Raw genomic sequence first — 19222 nt, 5'->3', positions numbered from 1 at the left:
CCGGCCCCGGGCCGGTCAGCGGTGACCGGCCCGGGGGAGCGCCACGGTCAGCCCGCGAATCTCGTAGCCGCCGATCGCCTCCTGGAAGGCGACGCGCGGTTCCCCGCTCATGCGGACGCCGTCCAGCGCGAAAAGTCGGCTGAGGAAGACGTCCGTCTCCAGCAGGGCGATGTGCGCCCCGGGGCACCGGTGCGGGCCGTCACCGAAGGCGAGCCCCGCGCCGACCTCCCCGGCGCGGTCGGGCCGGACCCGCAGCGGCTCCGCGCCCACGGCCGCCGGGTCGGTGTTGGCGTCGTCCAGCAGGAGGGCGACGCGCTCGCCGGGGCGCACGGTCACCGGCCCGCCCGGACAGGGCAGCTCGACTGCCTCGGTGGCCCGCCGGCGCAGTTGCCCGATCACGGGCTCCAGCCGCAGCAGCTCCCGCAGGACGGCCAGGCGCCCCGCTTCGTCTGCCGCGCGGTAGTGGGCGAGCAGCTCGGTGTCGGAGAACAGGTGCCAGGCGGCCAGACAGACGAACTCACGCGTGGTGACCATGCCGGCCGCGGCGAACGTCAGGCACTCACCGAGGATCTCCGCGTCCGAGCAGCCCTCCGCGATCAGGTGGGAGATCAGATCGTCGTGCTCCCGGCGGCGGTGCGCGCGGATGGCCGGGCGGACGTCGGCCAGGTGGATGTGGAGCCAGTTGGCGTTCTGCCGCAGCAGCCAGTACAGACCCCGCGCGCTGGTCAGGCCGGGCTCGCCGAACTCCTGAGGGAAGAACCGCTCCAGCCTGCGGCGGATGCCGGGCCGGCCGTACCGCAGCCCGACGACCTCGCTCACCACGCCGATGGCCAGCTCGAAGGCCAGGTCGGAGAGCGGGGCCTCGCCCGCCGCGCGGAGCACGCCCAGCTGTTCCCCGGCGATGCGGACCATCAGGTCGCGGTAGTGCTCGTCGACCCGGCGGGGAGTGAAGAAGCGCGCGGTCTGCCGGCGGTGCTCCCGGTGTTCGGGGCCGTCCCGGTAGAGCACCGGCCGGCGCACGCGCGGCGGGAGTTTCTCCACCGTCTCCACGCCGAGACCGGCCTGTACGGTGCCGGGTCCGCGCAGCAGCGCACGCGCGACCTCGTAATCGTGTACCTGCCACGTCCCGTCCGCCGCGCGGCTGACCGGGCAGGCGGGCCGGGGCCGCCCCCGGTCGGCCTTCCGCGAGGACCGCGCCGCTTCGTGTCCGCCGTGCACCAGGATCCCCTCCCCGTCCCGGCCCCGCGCGGTCCTTTCGACCGCGCCGCCGGCCGGCGTCCCTGACAGGATCGGTCAGGCACCCGGCCCCTGGCCATCCCCGGGCTCCGTCGAGCCGGCCGCACGGGCCGTGGCGGGTCCCGCTCCCGGCGGGCGGGAGCGCAGCGCCCACGGCGGCGCCCAGACCTCCCCGTCCGGGTGGTGGGCCGGCCGGGAGGCGAGGTGGGCCCGCAGCGCCGCCAGCGCGGGGTGCGGGTTGTCGGCGTGCCGGAGCAGGGAGTGCGGATAGACGGGCGTCGGGTCGCGCAGCGGGATGCGCCGCAGACCGTCCACGGCGGGCCGGACGAGCGGTGTCCGGTCGCTGAGGAAGGTTGCCACCGCCGGGGACCCGGCGATCGTGTCGAGCATGTCATCGACGCCGAAGTTCGGTCCCACGGCGTCGATGGTGAACCCGAACGCGGCGGCGAGGGCGTCGTAGTAGGCCGTCCACTCGGTGCCGGGCACGTTCCCCGGCATCCAGACGCGATGACCGGCGAGCCGGGCGGGGGTGATCTCCCGTGCCGCCGCCAACGCGTGGGCGGGCCCGGTGACCAGATGGAGCGGCTCGTCGAACAGGGGCGTGACCTCGATGCCGTCCGGCAGCTCGAATCCCGGCATGGTGACGCAGCGGAAGGACGCGTCGAGGGCCCCCGACCGGATGGCGGCGACGGCCGCCCGCACGTCGGGGAGTGTGACGACGTCGAGGGCGACACCGGGACGGGCCCGGTGGAAGTCGCGCAGCACGCCGGCCGTGGCGGCCCGTCTGCCGATCACGTCGACCCGCAGCGGGCGGCCGCCGGGCCGTACGGAGGACAGGGCCCGCTCCTCGGCGTCGAGCAGCGCACGCGCGTGCGGGAGGAACGCCTGTCCGTCGACGGTGAGCCGCACCCCTCGTGCGGTGCGGGTGAACAACGGCACGCCAAGACTCTTCTCCAGGGCGGCGACGCGCTTGGACACTGCCTGCTGGGTCACCGCCAGCCGGTCGGCGGCGATCTGCAGCTGCCCCGCCTCCGCGGCGGTGACGAAGGTGCGCACGGCGAGGAGGTCCACGCCCGCCATCCTAGGAGGCCCGCACGACTCGTGGCCGCGGGCCGATGTTTCCCGGATCCGGGGGTAGACGGGCTGGCGTGACGGTCAAGGCTCAGGAAGAGGGCGGATCGAATGAACGGGGCTGCCCGGAACGGGAACCGGCCGAGAGAAGCGTCGGTCAGGGTGTCGGCGGAGTACGAGGGCAGGCCCGGCGACATCGCCCGGGGCCGGGAGCTGGCCCGCGCCTTCCTGACCCGCGTGCGGGCCACGCGGGACCGGCCGGTGCCCGACCGCGCGGTCGACCTGGTGCAGCTCGTGGTCAGCGAGCTGCTGACGAACGCCTGCAAGTACGCGCCCGGTCCGTCACTCGTCGACCTGGAGCTGGCCGGGGACCGGGTGGAGGTCACGGTGTGGGACAGCGATCCGGTGCTGCCGGTGGCCGAGAGCGCCGACCCCGACCGGGTCGGGCGGCACGGGCTGGAGATCGTCATGGCCGTCTGCCAGAGCTTCGAGGTGCACCGCGAGCCCGTCGGCAAGCGCATGAGGGCCGCGGTGCGGCTCGCGGACGACCGCGACGGCACGGCCCTCGGCCACGCGTCCTGACCCCTTTGGCCCCGTACTGCTCGGTGGCCGGGTGCTTTACTTTGTCGCCGCCTCCGCGTCGATGACCTCGGCCGGATCCGGCGCCTTGATGTCCAGCGGCTCGTCGAAGGCCGTGAACGACGTGGTCGTAGCGTAGTCGGCGCCCTTGTAGACCACCTTCAGCAGATGGGGCTCGCCCTCGGTGGCGACGTGGAAGGTGTAGGTCCCGCCGGTGCCCCCGGCGCCCCCGTCGTCGGTCACGGTCAGTTCGACGGCCGGCCGTCCCGCGACGGAGGCGCTCTTGCCCTTCTTCGCCTTGCCGAACGACGTGAAGGGCCGTGTGCAGGAGGAGAGGCCGTCGCCGGGCTGCGCCGAGTCGGCGGGCACCTTGATCCACATCCGCTGCTCCCCGGTGACACCACCGGGCTTCCACTTCTCCAGGTAGGCGCGGTCGGGACGGACGAAGTCGGTCTCGCCCATCCGTATCTGCTCCAGGCTGCCGCCCTCGGAGAAGACGGTCCTCGCGGAACACCGGCTGTCGAGGTCGGTCACGAGGCGGCTGGTCACCGTACCGCCCTTCGCGGCGGTGCTGGTGGAGTCGATCCGTACGGACTCCAGTGCCCGCATCGTGGCGTTGGCGTCATCGAGCAGCTCGTCGGCGGACTTCGCCTCCCCGGCGTCGCCGGCGCCGCACCCCGCCGTGAGCGCTCCCGCCAGCAGACAGCTCAGTACGGCCGTCGCCGCGGTCGTGGTCCTGGTCCGCACACACCCCTCCGAGGTACAAGATCGGCACCGGGAGCCTACCCGATCTCCCTCTTCCGGCCCTCCGGAGCGGTTCACCCGTGCCCGGTGGGGGAACCTGGCGGGACGGACGGCATCGGAAGGCTGTGAGGGTCGTGGCGTCACGCTGGGCGGGCCACCGGGAGGGCGACGGACCGGGGCCCAAGAACGCGGACGGCGTTCCGGATCCCGCCCTCACCGGCGCCGTGCTGCGGGCCCTGGGCGCCGGCGTCCTCACCCTCGACGCGTCGGGCCGGATCACGTCGGCGAACCCGTGGGCCGAGCAACTGCTGGGACGGCCGGAGCGGGACATGATCGGAGACGACGCGCACGACCTGCTGCACAGACACGCCGACGGCAGCCCCGTACCGCGCGAGCTGTGCTCCCTGCGCAACCCGCTGACCGGGACACCGGCAGAGGAGGGCAGCGAGGAGTACTTCCAGCGGGCGGACGGCACCACCGTGCCGATCATCTGGGCCACCACCCCGCTGGTCCGGGACGGCCGGCCCGACGGACTGGTGCTCGTCTTCCACGACTTCAGCCTGCACCGCAGCGCCACCGAGGAGATCGAGGCGCGCACCGCCGCGCTGGAGGCCTTCACCACCCAGCTGCACCTGGTGGCCGAGATCTCCACGGTCCTCGTCCCCACCGAGCGCACCTCCGTCACCTTCCGCCGTCTCCTGCGGCTGCTGGTGCCCGAGCTGGGGCAGTGGGCCGCGGCCGACGTCCACCAGGACCGGTCGGAGGTCCTGGAGCGGGTCGCCGTCCGCAGCAGCACGCACCCGCACCGGGCCGGACGGCTGCGAGGGCCCGTCGCCCCGCTGCCGGACGCGGCCCGCGCCGCGCTGAACCGGCTGGTCAACGGCGACCGTCCCGTCCCGCTGAGCGCCGACGAGGTCCGAGACGACCCGCACCACCCCCTCGCCGCCACGCACCGCGTCCTGTTCGAACGACTCGGCGGACACTCCGCCGTCGTCGTCCCGCTCCGCACCCGGCAGCGGTCGTACGGGACACTGACCGTGGCACGCGCGGGGGACCACCCCGCCCATTCCGAGGCCGAGATCGCCCTGCTGGCCGACATCGGCCGGCGCGTCGGACTGGTACTGGACAACGCCCGGCTCTACCGGGAGCAGCAGAACGTCGCCGTGACCATGCAGCGCCAGCTGCTGACCCCCCTTCCGCAGGTCGACCACGTGCGCATGGCGGCCCGCTACTGGCCCGCCGAGAGCGCGATGGAGGTCGGCGGCGACTGGTACGACGCCTTCCTGCTCTCCGACGGCGTGATGGCCCTGGTCATCGGGGACGTGGTCGGTCACGACCTGCAGGCCGCCGCCCACATGGCCGAGGTCCGCAACATGCTGCGCGCCCTGGCCTGGGACCACCGGGAACCGCCCAGCGTCATCATGCGGCGCCTGGACGAGGCGGTGACCAACACCAGCGACGCCCCCATGGCCACCCTCGTCTTCGCCCGGATCGAAGGTCCGGAGGGCGGCCCCTGGCACTTCCACTGGGTCAACGCCGGCCACCCGCCGCCCCTGGTGGTCACCCCGGACGGCGCGACCCGCTTCCTGGAGGCGGGGCACGGTCCGCTCATCGGCATGAGCGCCACCCTGCGCCTCGGCCTGGACTGGCCCGACGCGACCGAGGAGCTGCCGCCGGAGAGCATCCTCCTGCTCTACACCGACGGTCTGGTGGAGAGCCGCGACCGTCCCATCGACGCCGGCATGGCCAAGCTCCGCCACCACGCCGGCGTCCTGGCGCGGCGGCTGGAGGAGGAGAGCATCGACGCGTTCTGCGACGAACTGCTCGCCCGCATCGAGCCCCGCGGCGACGACGTCGCTCTGCTGGCCCTGCGCCTGCCCGCCGAGGGTGTCGGCGCCCCCGGCGACATCTCACCGCCGCCCCCGCCCCAGTCCCCGCACAGCGAGGCCACCCCCGACCGGGCCGCGCCGGGCGCCCGCCGCCAGGAGCCCGAGGTCCTCGACCCGACCCACGCCGACCCGGACGAGTAGCGGGTTCGGCCAACGGGGCGAGGCCCGCCCACGGATGCACCCGTGCCGTCACCCGCCTGAGCGCCTTGAGTGGTGCTACCCGGGCCGCGGGCTGACGGTGATTCACGTCGGGGCCGGGTCAATTCAGCTGACGAAGCACCAGCTGCCCGGTCGTGACGGAAGGAACCTCAGATGCGTTCTGCTCGCATGCTCCTGACCACTGCGGCGGCCTCGGCCGTCCTCGTCCTCGGCGCACCCGGCGCCTACGCGGCGGCCGCCGGCGACTGGGAGCACGACGATTCTTCCTACAGCAAGGAGCACGACAACGGAGGCAAGCACGACGAACCGCGCGGCGGAATGCACACGGGCGGCGGCGCCCTGGCCGCGGTGAACGAGGGCGACTGGGAGGGCGGCGGCTCCAAGGAGGGGTCTCAGACCCACAAGCAGGACGAGGGCGAGAAGTCCTGGGGCGGCGGCGAGCAGGAGAAGCCGCGCGGCGGGATGCACACCGGAGGCGGCGGGCTGGACACGCCGGCCACGACCGCGGGCGGGCTGGCCGTCCTGGGCGTCGCCGCGACCGGTCTGTACGCGGTCCGGCGCAGGAAGTCGGCCGACGGAGTGGCGTGAGCCGTGCCGGGCGCGATAGCAGCCGGGCCGCCACCAGGCAACGCGTGGCGGCCCGGCCCGCTTTCCCCCTGCCTCGCCCGCCCGTCCCTCGCCCTTCCACCGCCCGCCCTGCTGCCGTGCCCAAGTGAGGTGGTCCTCGATGGCAGTCCCCCCTACCCCACCCGCCGACGACACGGAGGTGCCCGCCGGACAGGGATCCCGTCCGGGCATGACGGTGCTGTGCGCCGTGGCCCTCCTGGTCCTGGCGGTGAGTCTGGTCGGCGGCAACGACACGTCGGCCGACTCCTCGCGGCCGCCCCTCACCTCGCAGCCCGGCGCGTCCGCGCCGTCGGCCCCGCCCACCGCGGACGACGGCGGGAGGAGCCTGCCCCGGTCGAAGCCGGTGCGCCTGCTGATCCCGGAGATCTCCGTCGACGCCCCCTTCACCGGCCTCGCCATCGGCAAGAACGGACAGCTCGAAGCACCCCCGCCCGACGACACCAACCTCGTCGGCTGGTACGCCAAGGGCGCCTCCCCGGGGGAGACGGGCACCTCGATCATCGCCGGGCACGTGGACACCAAGACGTCCGCGGCCGTCTTCGCCCGGCTCTCCGAACTCGACGAGGGCGACGTCTTCCGAGTGGAGCGGGCCGACGGACGCACGGCCACCTTCGAGGTCGACAGTCTGGAGACGTTCGACAAGGACGACTTCCCCAGCAAGCGTGTGTACGGCGACACCGACCGGGCGGAGGTACGGCTGATCACCTGCGCGGGCGACTACGACCGCAAGGCCAAGGACTACACGGACAACCTCGTGGTCTTCGCCCACCTCACCTGAGACCGCCTCGTCCGAGCCCCCGGTCACCCGCGCAGTGCACACGGGTCGCGCGCCACCAGGGGCGGGCACAGGATCGAGGAACGCCGGCGTCGCACCACCGCGGCCGGCGTCACGTTCCGCCCCCGCGAAGGACCCGTGCAGGACCCGCGAAGGAGATGTGCGCAGGATGACCACCACGCCCGCCCCTGCTTCCGAACCGCTGACGCGACAGGTGTCGCACCACGTCTCCCAGTCCGTGTTCGACGGCTCCAGACTCCGGGTCGTCCTGCTGGTCGAGGTCTACGACGGAGCCCAGCAGCAGTTCCTGGAGACGTACGAACGTCTGCGCAGCCACGTCGAGTCCGTGCCCGGGCACCTCGGCGAGCAGCTGTGCCAGTCCATCGAGAACCCCTCGCAGTGGCTCATCACCAGCGAGTGGGAGAGCGCCCCGCCGTTCTTGAACTGGGTGAGCAGCGAGGAGCACGTGCGGATGGTGAAGCCGCTGCACAGCTGTGTCCGGGACACCCGGTCGCTCCGCTTCCACGTGGTCCGCGAGACGGGGCATCCGGCGGCGGGCGCAGAGTCCGCCGCCCCGGGCGGGCTCCAGACGTCGCCGCGGATCGGTGACGGAGTCATCCGGCACGCCCTCACCTTCACCGTGAAGCCGGGCAGCGAGGACGCGGTCGCCGAACTCCTCGCCGACTACGCCTCGCCCGAGCCGCGGGTCGACGACAGCACGCGCTTGTGCCGCACCTCCCTGTTCCTGCACGGCAACCGGGTGGTGCGGGCCATCGAGGTCCGCGGCGACCTGCTCGCGGCTCTGCGGCACGTGGCGGAACAGCCCGAGGTGCGCGCCCTCGAGGAGGCGCTCAACCCGTATCTGGAGCAGGACCGGGACCTCGGTGACCCGGAGTCCGCGCGGGTCTTCTACACCCGGGCGGCCCTGCCCGCCGTACACCATGTGACGACGGGCGAGGAGGACCCGGCGGCACGCCGGCACGCGCTGGCGTACCCGGCCCGGCCGGGTTGCGGCATGCGGCTGGCCCAGCTGCTGGCCGCGGCCGACGAGGCGGCGGCGGACGACCCGCACAGCCCGGTCCTGTGCAGCACGATCTTCCAGCGCGACGACGTCGTCGTACGGCTGGTCGACGTCCGGGGCGAGCTGGCCGACGGAGACCCCGCGGTGGCCCTCGGCCTCGCGGACCCGGCCCGGGTGTCCGAACTGACGACCCTCCTGGACGGCCCCGCGCCCGCCGGCGGCGAGCTCGCCCACGCGCTCGCCGGCGCCCGCATGGACCTCGTCACCGACCGTCGCGCGCCCGGCGTCTGACCCGGCCCCCCTCGCCCGCACGCACCTCGGCCGCCGGCCCGCGCACGTCGCGGACCGGCGGCCGAGGTGCGTCCCACCCGTCAGCTCACTCGGGCACGGTGCAGTCGAACGCGTGCAGGTAGGGGTTGACCGGGCGGATGTCGTCGATGACGAGGCCCGCGTCGGTCAGCCGGCCGACCATGCTGTCGGTGGTGTGCTTGGCGCCGCCGACGTTGAGGAGCAGCAGCAGGTCCATCGCGGTGCTGAACCGCATGGAGGGCGAGTCGTCGACGAGGTTCTCGATGACCACGACCCGTGCCCCGGGGCCGCCCGCCGCCATGACGTTGCGCAGGGCGCGGGCGGTGCTGTCGTCGTCCCACTCCAGGATGTTCTTGATGACGTAGACGTCGGCCCGGACCGGGATGGCCTCCCGGCAGTCGCCCGGCACGATCCGCACCCGGTCCGCGAGCGAACCGCCCTCGCGCAGCCGGGGGTCGGCGTTCTCCACCACGCGGGGCAGGTCGAGGAGGGTGCCGTGCATCGACGGGTACTTCTCCAGCAGGCTCGCCACCACGTGCCCCTGGCCGCCGCCGATGTCGGCCACCGACGTGCTCGCGGACAGGTCGAGGAGCGCGGCGACGTCCTGGGCCGACTGGCGGCTGGACGTGGTCATGGCGCGGTTGAAGACCTCGGCCGACTCGGGGGCGTCCTCGTTGAGGTAGGTGAAGAACTCCTTGCCGTACAGGCCCTCGACGACGTTGGAGCCGGTGCGGACCGCCTCGTCGAGCAGGGGCCAGGCGTCCCAGGTCCACGGTTCGGTGCACCACAGGGTGATGTAGCGCAGGCTGTGCGGGTCGTCCTCGCGCAGCAGCAGCGACATGTCGGTGTGCGTGAACGTCCCGTCCTTGTGCTCGGCGAAGACGCCGTAGCAGGTCAGGGCGCGCAGCAGCCGGCGCAGCGGCCTCGGCTCGGTCTTCACCGCGGCCGCCAGGTCCTCCACGGCCATCGGTGAGTCGCCGAGCGCGTCGGCGACGCCGAGCCGGGCGGTCGCGCGGAGGGCGGCGGCACATGCCGCCCCGAACACGAGCTCCCGCAGCCGCATGGGCGGGGGCGGGGCGGTCTGTGCGGTCATGTGCCGCGTCCTTCCTTCTTCTGCGTTCTTCCGGGGTTCCCCGGGTGATTACCGGCGGCCGGTCAGCACAGTCCCGCGGGCTCGGAGGCGCCGCAGGTGTTGCCGGTGAAGGTGTTGCTCTTGGCGGTGTCGCCGGTCGTGGCGTTGACGAGGTCGGCGGGGGCGTTGTCGCGCAGCCGGTTGCCGTTGATCTCGTTCTTCGAGTTGGCGGCGCCCACCATGCTCTTGGCCAGGACGATGCCGCCGGACATCGACGACTTGCCGGAGTTGCCCTCGACGGTGTTGTCGGCGACCAGGACCTTCTCGACGCCGGTCAGGACGATGCCGGAACCCTGGAGGGCCTCCAGCCGGTCGGTCTTCGGGCAGGACTTGTTGTTGCGCACGACGTGGTTGTCGCGCACGACCAGGTCGCCGGCCATGGGCTTGTTCTCGTCGCCGACGACGAACACACCCGCGCAGTTGCCGCTGATGAGGTTGTCCGCGACGGCCAGGTTGCGCAGCCGACGGACGGTGATGCCGATCCGGTTGCCCTCCAGGCGGTTGTGCGCGACCTCGGTGCCCTGGGTGTCCACGGCGCCTTCCTCGGCCTTGATGGTGTTGGCCAGGAAGATGCCCGCGTCGCCGTTGTCGCGGGCGGTGTTGTCGCGGAAGATGCCGTGGATCGACCGCTCCTGGGCGATGCCCCAGACCCCGTTCTTCACGGCCGTGACGTTGCGCACGGTCAGGCCGTCGGTGGCCATGGAGAACAGGCCGGTGCGCTTGAAGCCGGTCACCGTCAGGTTGGCGACGGTGATGCCCTTGACGTTCTCGTCCTTCGTCCCGATCACGCAGATGCCGTTGCCGCCCTCGGCGCAGGTGTTGTCCTCGGCGGCCTTCTCCGTGCCCGGCTTGATGACCGTGTTGCGGCCCATGCCGCGCAGGGTGAGCCCCGGAGTGCTCACCTTGACGCTCTCGTGGTAGGTGCCGGGTGTCACGAGGACGGTGTCGCCCGACTCGGCGGCGTCGACCGCCTTCTGGATCGATTCGCCGGGGTGGACCACGTGGATCATGTGGCCGGCGGACGCGGGAGCCGCTCCCAGTCCCGTTCCGATCATCGCTGCGGTGCACACCAGGTACACAACATGGCATTTCTTCATATTCCGCACGTTATGCCCGAAAGAATCCCGCCCCGGTCCGATGAGCCATCCGACGGCGTGTCATGAACGGACGGTGAACGCCCGGTTCTTGGGCAGACGGGCGTAGGTGATCTTCATGTCGTCGGCCAGGAAGGAAGCACTCCCGTGACCGCTCCCGCACGACACCCCCGCCGAAGGCGCTCCGGACGGCGTTTCGACCTCCGTGCGACGGCCCTGTTCTTCGGACTCGCCGCCGTCGGCCTGTGTGTCGCGGGGTGGGCCGCGCGGATGGCGTTCGGCGTCGCCGAGCGGCGCCCGGCCTGGGCGCTCGTCCTGGTGCTCGGCGGAGTACTGGCCTGGCTCCTGGGCCGCCGCAGGCGCTCCGGGCTCTCCGCTTCCGGCCTGGCGCGGCGCACCACACGCGCACTGGCGGCGGGCACGGAGACGGCCCTGGAGGCACTGGAGGAGACGCGGGAGACCGCGGTGCCGAGGGAGGCGTCCCACGTCCCCGAGCCCGCGACCACGACGGCCGCCGACGACCAGCCGCTGACCGCCGACGAGTTCGAGCAGGCGATAGCCGAACTCTGCCTGCGCGACGGCTGTGCCGAGGTGGAGGTGGTCGGCGGCGCGGGCGACCTCGGCGCGGACGTGACGGCGGTGGCCCCCGACGGCCGGCGCCTCGTCGTCCAGTGCAAGTGCTACGCCGACGGCAACAAGGTCGGCTCCGAGGACCTGCAGCGCTTCGGCGGCACCTGTTTCACCGTCCACGACGCCGACGTCGCGGTCGTCGTCACCACCAGCGACTTCACCCGCCCGGCCGTCGAGTACGCCGAACAGTGCGGCATAGTCTGCGTGGACGAGCGCGGGCTGCGGGACTGGAGGCAGGGGGCCGGACCGGCGCCCTGGGCGCTCGCTCCCGCGCGGCCGAGCGGTTTCCCGGCCGCACGGTGGCAACCTGTGCCGCATGGGCAAAACAGCGCTGATCGTCATCGACATGATCAACACCTATGACCACGAGGACGCCGACTCGCTGATTCCCTCGGTGGAATCCGTACTCCCCGCCGTGACCGGCCTGCTGGAGCGGGCGCGACGGCAGGGCGTCCCCGTGATCTACGTCAACGACAACTTCGGCGAGTGGCGCTCGCACCACGGCGAGATCCTCGACCAGGCCCTCGCGGGGCCGCACGCCCGCCTCGTCGAGCCGCTGCGGCCCGACGGCTCCTCCCTCTTCGTGGTCAAGGCACGCCATTCCATCTTCTTCGAGACCCCGTTGACGTACCTGCTGTACGAGCAGGGCATCGACCGGCTGGTGCTGTGCGGGCAGGTGACCGAGCAGTGCGTGCTCTACTCGGCGCTCGACGCCCACATCCGCCACCTGGAGGTGATCGTGGCGCGCGACGCGGTCGCCCACATCCACTCCGACCTCGCGGACGCCGCGCTGCGCATGATGGAGCGCAACATGGGCGCCCGGGTGTGCGACAGCGGCGAGTTGTGGACGTGACGGGAGCCGCCGCGGCGGCGCACGCCGGCGCCGCCCCGGGTCAGCCGCGCAGGGTGCGCACGGGCAGGACGACCTGGGCCGCCGACGCGAGCGTCCGCTCGTCGTTCGCGAAGGCGGCGACCGCCTCGCCGTCGCCCGGCTCCCCGTCGTCCCACGGGCGGGTGGCGAAGATCAGGCAGGCGTACCCGCGCTCGTCGACCGCGCGGCGCCACTGCGCCGTGGGGATGAACTGGGCGTTGACCCCCGGCATCGTGAGGGCCGCCGCGCCCGGCACCACCAGCAGCGTCACCGGCAGGTTCGGCAGCCGCGCGGCGTCGACGACACCGTCGCCGACGGACAGACCGGCGTGGCCCAGCAGCCGCTCGACGGCGGCCCCGGTCGCCTCGGGGCCGCCCTCGCCGTCGCCGAGGGAACAGGCGAGGAGGAAGGGGACGTCGCCGTCGGGGGTCTCCCGGCTCCAGGACATGATGACGAGCGTGCCGAGGTCGGCGGTTCGCAGGGGGCGTGTGTCAGTTGAGATCGAGGTCACCGCGAAACCGTAAGGGCGCGCCGTGCCGCACCGGCCCGCCGCTCACTCGACTGGCCGAGCCCCTCGTGGTTCTTCACACGAACGAGGGGCGCGCGCCCAGCGCTTCGGGAGCCGGTCCCGCCGGCCGCCCGCCGCCCGGTACGTCCGTCCCCGAGACGCCTGTCCCCACCCCGCACTGGAACCGACATGTCGTCCGCGCGCACCGCCCCCGCGTCCCCGCCCTGGTACCGCGAGGTGTCCCGGGAGAAGTGGAAGTCCTTCTTCACCGCCTGGATCGGCTATCTCCTCGACGGCTTCGACTTCGTCCTGATCACCCTCGTACTGACCGAGATCGCCGACGACTTCGGACTGTCGACGGCGGAGTCCGCGAGCCTGGTCCCGGGCGCGTTCATCACCCGCCGGCTCGGCGGCGCCGTGCTCGGTGCCCTCGGTGACCGTTTAGGCCGCGGGAGCGCCATGGTGGCCGGCATCCTGCTGTACCCGGCCGGCACCTTCGCCTGTGGTTTCGCCTGGGACTGCACCAGTCTGTTCACGGCCCGTCTGCTGATCGGCATGGGCAGGGTCGGCGAGTACAGTGCCAGTGCCACCTACGTCCTGGAGATCCGGCCCGTCCGGCTGCGCAACCGTGCCTCGGGGTTCCTCGTCTCGGGATTCTCGCTCGGTGGTGTCCTCGCTGCGGAGGTCTACGAGCACGTGGTGCCGGCCCACGGCTGACGCTGGCTGTTCCACATCGGCCTGTTCCCGGTGGTCGTCGCGCTGTGGGTGCGGCGGGCGCTGCCCGAGGCCGACGACTGGGAGGCGGAGGTGGGCGCCGCCGGAGAGCGCCCGAACCCGTTCCGGCCGCTGTTCGCGGGCCGCCGCCGGGCGACCGCCAACACGGCCTTTGCGCGCGTCGCCACCGGATCGCTGTTCGCGGTGTTCACCCCGCTCGGCGCGGGGGCCGTGCCCGTGCTCTCCGTCGTGGGCGGCGGCCTGTCTGATCGCGTTCGCCGTACAGCTGGGCGGCCGCGAGCGGTGGGCGCTGTCCGTCGCGCTGTGCCTCACCGTATTCTGCGCCTTCCGCTACAGCCGGCCGGTCCGGGCCCTGCTGCCCACCTACCTCGAGACCGAGCTCGGCTGCACACCTGCCCAGGTCAGTGACGCGCTCTACTACGCGGGCTTCGGCACCGTGGCGGGCTGTGCCGTCACCGGCTTCGCGGGGGACCGGTTCGGCACCCGCGAGACGTACGCCGTCACCCTGCTGATCGGCGTCGCGTTCGTCTTCCCGGTCTTCGCGATCCGGGACAGCCCGCTGCGCCTGGGCGTCCTGCTCTCCCCCATGCTCGCCCGTATGCAGGGCGTCTCGGGGCTGCTGCCCAAGTTCATCGCCGGGCACTTCCCGACCGAGACCCGGGCAGCGTCCCTCACCTACAACGTCGGAGCGCTGGGCGGTGCCGTCGCCCGGTGCTCGGGGCCGAGCCGGCGTCGACGATGCCACTGGGGCAGTCGCTCGCGGTCCTGACGTTCTCCCTCACCCTCGTCGTGATCGTGCTGATCGGCTTCGACGTGCCGAGCCGTCTGAACCGGCTCGTGGACCCGCGGGGCCGTGCCGGACCGTCTGGCCGCCGAGACGGTGACGGAGGGCGGGCGTCGCGTGCCGTCGGCGAAGTGACGGGGCGGCGGGTGCCGTCGGGTGGTCCGGTGCCCCGACCGGCGCAACGAGGCGGTGGCTGGCGAGGCGCCGTGCCGTCACCCGGTGTAACAGTCTCGGTATGATCTGTAGACGAGATGTTCATCGGAGCGCCTCGCGCGTCCGCACGGCCCGGACCGCGGCGGTGGCCCTCCTCGCCGCGGCCGCCCTGGGCGCGACCACCGAGGCGGCGGCCGCGCCCGCCGTCCCCCCGCGCACCGACTGGGACGCCATCGCGGCCTGCGAGTCCGGCGGTGACTGGAACGCGAACACCGGCAATGGCTACTACGGCGGTCTCCAGTTCGCTCCGTCGAGCTGGGCCGCCGCGGGCGGTCTCGCGTACGCGCCGCGCGCCGACCTCGCCACCCGCGGGGAGCAGATCGCCGTCGCCGAGCGCCTCGCCCGTATCCAGGGCATGTCGGCCTGGGGCTGCGCCTGAGGCGCGAGCGCCACGGAACGGGCGTCAGTCGCCCGGCCCCGGGTCCGGCCGTACCGGGGTGCGGACACCGGCCCGGGCCGCCTCCAGCTGGGCCGCGAAGGCGATGCCGAGGAAGAGCGCCACCGCCGTGAGGTTCGCCCACAACAGCAGCGCGATGAAGGCGGTGAGCGGTCCGTACACCGCGCCGAAGGCACCGCTGTGACCGACGTAGAGCGCCAGCAGCCAGGTCGCCGACACCCACAGCACCAGGTGGACCGCCGAACCGAAGGCCAGCCAGGTGTAGCCGGGCTGGTCGCGCCGAGGCGACCAGCGCAGGATCACCGCCGAGGCGACCCAGGCCAGCAGCAGCCCCGCCGGTACCTCCAGCGCGGTCCACCACCCGGGAGCGCCGGCACGGTCGCCGGCGGAGCGGGCCACGGCGTCACCGACGGCCTCGCCCGCGACGAGCACCAGAAACCCCAGCACCATCGGCAGGCCCGCGGTGAGCGCGAGCACCAGCGCCCTGCCGTACTTGCGCAGGGTGGGGCGGTCGCGCTCGACGCCGTAGATGCGGTTGGCGCCCCGCTCGATCTGGCCCATGGCCGAGGCGAGGTTCAGCAGGGCGAACGCCATCCCGAGCCAGAGCGCCAGCGCGCTCCACGCGTCGCTCCCGGCGCTGCGCCGGGTGCCTTCGAACGCTTTCTCCACGACGTCGGCGCTGGCCCCCGGCACGATCCGCCCGAGCGTGAGCTCCACGACCCGGCCCACGCCCTCGGTGTGGACCGAGGTGGCGAGGCCGACGAGCACGATGGTGAACGGGACCAGTCCGAGGACCACCTGGAAGGCGAGTGCGCGTGCGTTGGTGAAGCCGTCCGCGTAGCGGAACCGGGCGAAGGAGTCGGTCAGGAGCCGCAGACCTCCGTACCGGCGCAGCGCGGTCAGGGCTTCGTCGCCGGAGAGCTCCTCTCCGAGCATGTCGCGGGTCTGCGGGACGTGCACGGCGGTTCCCACGGTGCGGCTGCTCCTCGGGTCGGGGCGGGCGAAGGTGCGTACCTCCACCCATGCGCATGCCCGAGAACGAGCCGGGCAGCACCCACCGGACCACCGGTGGCGGCCGATCGGGTGGCCGCGCCCGGAGTTGACCGGGGTAACCCGTGGGTGTGCATGTGCCCGTACCGCCGCCGTCGCCTGTTTCCCTCGGGCGGCGGCTGGGCAGTCCCCTGGCGGGGGAGCCGAGGGGCGGTCCCGGACGTTCCGTACGCCGATACCTCCGGGGCCGCCCTCGCTCACCCGGGTCTCAGGAACGGCGCCCCGAGTAGGCCGACCAGCGGCCGTCCCGCCTGGCCACCGTGATGTCCCGGCCGAAACACGCGGTCAGCAGGGAGTCGGTGAGGACGTCGTCCACGGGTCCGCGGGTCAGGATCCGGCCCTCGCGCAGCAGCAGGGCGTGGCTGACGGCGGGGAACAGCTCCTCCAGATGGTGGGTCACCGTCACGGTGGCCAGCCGCGGGCGTCCCTGGGCAAGCTGGTGCATGGCCTCGACGAGGTCCTCCCGGGAGGGCAGGTCCAGCGCGTTGAAGGGCTCGTCCAGGAGGAGCAGGGCAGGGTCGGCCATCAGCGCCCTGGCGATGAGCACCCGCGCCCGCTGGCCGCCCGAGCACACGCCGTACGGCCGGTCGGTCAGCTCCTTGACGCCGAGTTCGGTGAGCAGGTCGCGGGCGCGGAGGCGGACCTCGTCGTCGTACGTCCGCCACAGGGGCTGCACGGTGCCGCTGTGCCCGGTGAGGACGACCGCGTGGGCGGTGAGGTCCTGGGGCACCCGCTGGGCGGAGTTGACGTGACCGATGCGGGCCCGCAGCTCACGGACGTCCACCCGGCCCAGCCGGCTGCCGAGGACCTCCACCGTCCCGGTCGTCGGGTGCATCAGCGCGCCCAGCAGCCGCAACAGGGTGGTCTTGCCGGCGCCGTTGGCTCCCAGTAGGGCCCAGTGCTCGCCCGGCCGGACCGTCCAGTCGACGCCGTCGAGGATGAGCTGGTCGGTGGTGTGGCGGCGGACACCGACGCCCTCTAGCCGGAGGACGGCCGCGTCGTACTCGGTCACGGGGGAGTCGGCTGACTGCCCTGCCATTGCGTCTCCTTCGCGCGGGAGGCCGGTCGTTCGCGCGGAAGGGTAGATGCATGCGCCATGCGTCTGCCGGGCCGTCCGGTTGCTGGACGGCCCGGCCCGCTGCCGGTCAGGGGCGGGTCAGACGCCGGCGACCGACTGGATCCAGGAGCGGTACGCCGTCACGTTCGTGTACGCCGTGGTGGTCTGGCGGTCGCTGGTCGAGGCGACGCCGACCTGGACGCCGCCGGCCATCATCGGACCGCCGGAGTCGCCGCCCGCGGTGATGCCGTCACCGGGGCGGGCGCAGATGGCCTGGCCGTAGTAGGCGTCGTAGCAGCCGCGGGTGACGGTCAGGTTGGCGACCTTCAGGTACCGGGACTGGCAGTTGATCTCCGAACCGCAGCGGGAGGTGGCGCCCCAGCCGTAGACCTGTACGTTCTGGCCGACGCGCACCGTGCCGGGCTGGCCGAGCCGCGCGTAGGAGGCGGAGACGGAGCGGTCGAGGCGCACCAGCGCGAGGTCCGACGAGGAGTGGGTTACGGTCTGCACGCCGTTCGCCACGGTGCCGCCGGAGCTCTGGTCGAGGCTGCCGATGCGGAAGGAGAGTCCGCCGCCGCTCACGCAGTGCTTGGCCGTGAGTATCCAGGTGGGGGAGATGATGGTGGCGCTGCAGGTCTGGGTGCCGTTGGAGAACAGCCGGGCCGCCCAGGGGGCGTTCTGGGCGTAGCCGCCGCCGATGATCGGCTGGGGGCCGCCCTCACCGGGCTTGTGCTCGGCCGCGGAGGCGTTCGGCGCGAGCGCGACGGCGGACAGAAGTGCGGCCATGAGCGCGGCCAGCAGGGTGGGGACGAGTCTGGTGATGCGCAAGGCTCCTCGATTCCGACGACACGCGTGGGGTCGCGTGTGGTGGGTGGGGGCGCTCAGCATCTCGGGCGGGGGCGAGGAGCCACCAATCCCGGTTTCCCATAACACGCCGTTATGGAAAGGGCCCACAGCCCGCGCGTCCCGGGTCCTGTTCCCCGTCTCAACCGGCCGAGGTGGCCGCCGGGTTCTGCCGGTCCCGCACGGTCATCGACAGGGTCCGGGGCCGCACGGTGGCCGCGGCGACGGGCCGTGCGGTCTGTCCCGGCGCCAGTTCCAGGCGTACCCGGCGGACGATGGTGGCGACGGAGAGGAGTTCGGTGCGGGCGAACCGGTCCGCGATGCACTTGTGCTCGCCGGCGCCGCGGGGCAGGAACGCGTGCGAGGTCCTGGGACCGTCGCCGTCCGGCCGGCGGTCGGGGTCGAACCGCAGCGGTCCGGGAAGAGCGCGGGGTCGCGGTGGAGGGCGTGCCGGCAGTGGGCGAGTTCGGTCCCGGCGGGCACGGGCCAGGGATCGAGACGGGTCGCGGTGACGGTGCGCCGGGTGACGAGCCAGCCGGTGTGGTGCGGGCGCGGAGTCCCGTCGCCGACCCGTCTCAGGTAGGGGAGCACGTCATCGAGTTCCGCGAGGACCTCGGCCTCGACGTCCGGCTCGCGGGCGAGTTCGTACAGCGGCCAGGAGAGCACAGAGGCGGTGGTCTCGGTGCCGGCCACGGCCGGGGGTGAGGATCTCGGAGGGAATCTGGTGCCCGGTCAGCGGCCGGCCGGTCTTCTCGTTTGTGGTGCGCAGCAGCAGGGACAGCATGTCGCCGGTGTCGTGGCCGGAGGCCCGCGGCCCGGTGACGGCCCGGTCGACGGTGGCCCGTACGGCGTTCCGTGCCCTGGTGAAGCGGCGGTTGGCGGGCAGCGGCAGCCGCTCGATCCAGTCGGGGGGAGGGCGTGACGCGGGCGCCGACGCCGTTCATCACGACGGACAGGTCCACGCGCAGGCGGCGGAAGGCGGTCGTTCCTGGGGCACGCGATACAGCTCATGCGCTACAACCCCGGCTTCGTCGTCGCACTGCGCACCGCCTGCGGACCGGTCGTCGAGATCACCCTCCAGCCCGGCACCCGCACCCTCGTCGGCCAGGATTCCGACCTCGTCCCCACCGTGCCGACCCGACCTCGGCCCGAGCCCCGACAAGGGCCGCTCCTTCAAGGAGCCGGGCCGGCTGCTGGGCGGCTCCGTCGTCACCGCCGCCGGACAGACCCACGTCCGCAGACCGCGCCGGCTCCAGCCCGCCTTCGCCCTCGAACGGATCGACCGCCACGTCGACGCCGTGCGCGGGAGACCGAGGCCGCCGTCGACGGCCTGGCCGTCGGCCGGGCCCTGGACGTGCGCGAGGTGATGGTGGGGCTCAGTCTGAACCTGCTGGCCGAGACGGTGTTCTCGGGCAGCCTCGACGAGGCTTCCCTGATCGCTCGCGGGACCAACCCGTCGGGGAACGTGGTCCATCCCACCTGCCAGGTCCGCCCGGAC

At 73.1% G+C, this 19222-nt stretch carries 17 protein-coding genes and 2 pseudogenes; 9 read left to right on the top strand and 10 right to left on the bottom strand.

Going from position 1 to position 19222, the window contains the following annotated elements; genetic code table 11:
* Positions 1-15 precede the first annotated feature (15 nt).
* Complete coding sequence (locus M6G08_RS27790; protein ID WP_272591451.1) at positions 16-1221, bottom strand: cytochrome P450; 1206 nt, start codon at positions 1219-1221, stop codon at positions 16-18.
* A 72-nt stretch (positions 1222-1293) separates the two neighbouring features.
* Positions 1294-2316, bottom strand: coding sequence for a LysR family transcriptional regulator (locus tag M6G08_RS27785; protein WP_272589860.1), 1023 nt, complete (start codon positions 2314-2316; stop codon positions 1294-1296).
* Between the two features lie 102 nt (positions 2317-2418).
* Between M6G08_RS27785 and M6G08_RS27780 the strand changes: the two genes are divergently transcribed.
* Positions 2419-2889 carry an ATP-binding protein gene (locus tag M6G08_RS27780; RefSeq protein ID WP_272589859.1) on the top strand — a complete coding sequence of 157 codons (471 nt, stop codon included), beginning with the start codon at positions 2419-2421 and terminating at the stop codon, positions 2887-2889.
* A 36-nt stretch (positions 2890-2925) separates the two neighbouring features.
* Here the strand turns inward: M6G08_RS27780 and M6G08_RS27775 are convergent, their stop codons facing one another.
* Positions 2926-3633 (bottom strand): hypothetical protein, encoded by a 708-nt coding sequence (locus M6G08_RS27775; RefSeq protein WP_272589858.1) that lies wholly within the window; start codon positions 3631-3633, stop codon positions 2926-2928.
* 131 nt (positions 3634-3764) lie between these two features.
* Between M6G08_RS27775 and M6G08_RS27770 the strand changes: the two genes are divergently transcribed.
* From M6G08_RS27770 to M6G08_RS27755, 4 genes are all read left to right on the top strand, one after another.
* Entirely contained in the window at positions 3765-5660 is a 1896-nt protein-coding gene (locus M6G08_RS27770; RefSeq protein WP_272589857.1) for a SpoIIE family protein phosphatase, read from the top strand.
* Positions 5661-5831: 171 nt separating this feature from the next.
* Entirely contained in the window at positions 5832-6266 is a 435-nt protein-coding gene (locus tag M6G08_RS27765; protein WP_272589856.1) for a hypothetical protein, read from the top strand.
* Between the two features lie 139 nt (positions 6267-6405).
* Positions 6406-7083, top strand: a complete 678-nt coding sequence (locus tag M6G08_RS27760) for a class F sortase (RefSeq protein WP_443048982.1) — start codon at positions 6406-6408, stop codon at positions 7081-7083.
* A gap of 166 nt (positions 7084-7249) precedes the next feature.
* Positions 7250-8392, top strand: coding sequence for a SchA/CurD-like domain-containing protein (locus M6G08_RS27755; RefSeq protein WP_272589855.1), 1143 nt, complete (start codon positions 7250-7252; stop codon positions 8390-8392).
* An 85-nt stretch (positions 8393-8477) separates the two neighbouring features.
* On the opposite strand, the gene M6G08_RS27750 is transcribed toward M6G08_RS27755, so the two are convergent.
* Both M6G08_RS27750 and M6G08_RS27745 read right to left on the bottom strand, forming a co-directional pair.
* The gene (locus M6G08_RS27750; protein ID WP_272589854.1) at positions 8478-9503 is read right to left on the bottom strand and encodes a methyltransferase; all 1026 of its coding nucleotides are present in this window, start codon (positions 9501-9503) and stop codon (positions 8478-8480) included.
* 62 nt (positions 9504-9565) lie between these two features.
* On the bottom strand, positions 9566-10639 hold the full coding sequence (locus M6G08_RS27745; protein WP_272589853.1) for a right-handed parallel beta-helix repeat-containing protein: 1074 nt from the start codon (positions 10637-10639) through the stop codon (positions 9566-9568).
* 144 nt (positions 10640-10783) lie between these two features.
* Here M6G08_RS27745 and M6G08_RS27740 point away from each other — a divergent pair, with 144 nt between their 5' ends.
* Both M6G08_RS27740 and M6G08_RS27735 read left to right on the top strand, forming a co-directional pair.
* Positions 10784-11629, top strand: coding sequence for a restriction endonuclease (locus M6G08_RS27740; RefSeq protein ID WP_272589852.1), 846 nt, complete (start codon positions 10784-10786; stop codon positions 11627-11629).
* A complete protein-coding gene (locus tag M6G08_RS27735) occupies positions 11583-12119 on the top strand; it encodes a cysteine hydrolase family protein (protein ID WP_272589851.1) in 537 nt (178 codons plus the stop codon). Before M6G08_RS27740 ends, M6G08_RS27735 begins: the two co-directional genes overlap by 47 nt.
* Before the next feature lie 40 nt (positions 12120-12159).
* Here M6G08_RS27735 and M6G08_RS27730 read toward each other — a convergent pair whose 3' ends face one another.
* Positions 12160-12648 carry a DUF5949 family protein gene (locus M6G08_RS27730; protein ID WP_272589850.1) on the bottom strand — a complete coding sequence of 163 codons (489 nt, stop codon included), beginning with the start codon at positions 12646-12648 and terminating at the stop codon, positions 12160-12162.
* Positions 12649-12834: 186 nt separating this feature from the next.
* Between M6G08_RS27730 and M6G08_RS27725 the strand changes: the two are divergent.
* Together M6G08_RS27725 and M6G08_RS27720 are read left to right on the top strand one after the other, a co-directional pair.
* A pseudogene (locus tag M6G08_RS27725) lies at positions 12835-14403 on the top strand (MFS transporter).
* Positions 14400-14756: a transglycosylase family protein gene (locus M6G08_RS27720; protein WP_272589849.1), complete on the top strand. Its 357-nt coding sequence runs from the start codon at positions 14400-14402 to the stop codon at positions 14754-14756. The pseudogene M6G08_RS27725 and the gene M6G08_RS27720 overlap by 4 nt, the downstream one beginning before the upstream one ends.
* Before the next feature lie 24 nt (positions 14757-14780).
* Here the strand turns inward: M6G08_RS27720 and M6G08_RS27715 are convergent, their stop codons facing one another.
* From M6G08_RS27715 to M6G08_RS27700, 4 genes and pseudogenes are all read right to left on the bottom strand, one after another.
* A complete protein-coding gene (locus M6G08_RS27715; protein ID WP_272589848.1) occupies positions 14781-15746 on the bottom strand; it encodes a YihY/virulence factor BrkB family protein in 966 nt (321 codons plus the stop codon).
* A gap of 286 nt (positions 15747-16032) precedes the next feature.
* Positions 16033-16863 (bottom strand): ABC transporter ATP-binding protein, encoded by an 831-nt coding sequence (locus tag M6G08_RS27710; protein ID WP_272589847.1) that lies wholly within the window; start codon positions 16861-16863, stop codon positions 16033-16035.
* A 117-nt stretch (positions 16864-16980) separates the two neighbouring features.
* Positions 16981-17709: a S1 family peptidase gene (locus M6G08_RS27705; RefSeq protein WP_272589846.1), complete on the bottom strand. Its 729-nt coding sequence runs from the start codon at positions 17707-17709 to the stop codon at positions 16981-16983.
* A gap of 157 nt (positions 17710-17866) precedes the next feature.
* Positions 17867-18390, bottom strand: a pseudogene (locus M6G08_RS27700) (cytochrome P450).
* Positions 18391-19222 lie beyond the last annotated feature (832 nt).

The sequence above is a fragment of the Streptomyces sp. M92 genome, assembly GCF_028473745.1.
GTDB lineage: Bacteria > Actinomycetota > Actinomycetes > Streptomycetales > Streptomycetaceae > Streptomyces.
Note: the sequence above shows the minus strand (reverse complement) of the source record. Positions and strands in the feature narration are given on the sequence as shown.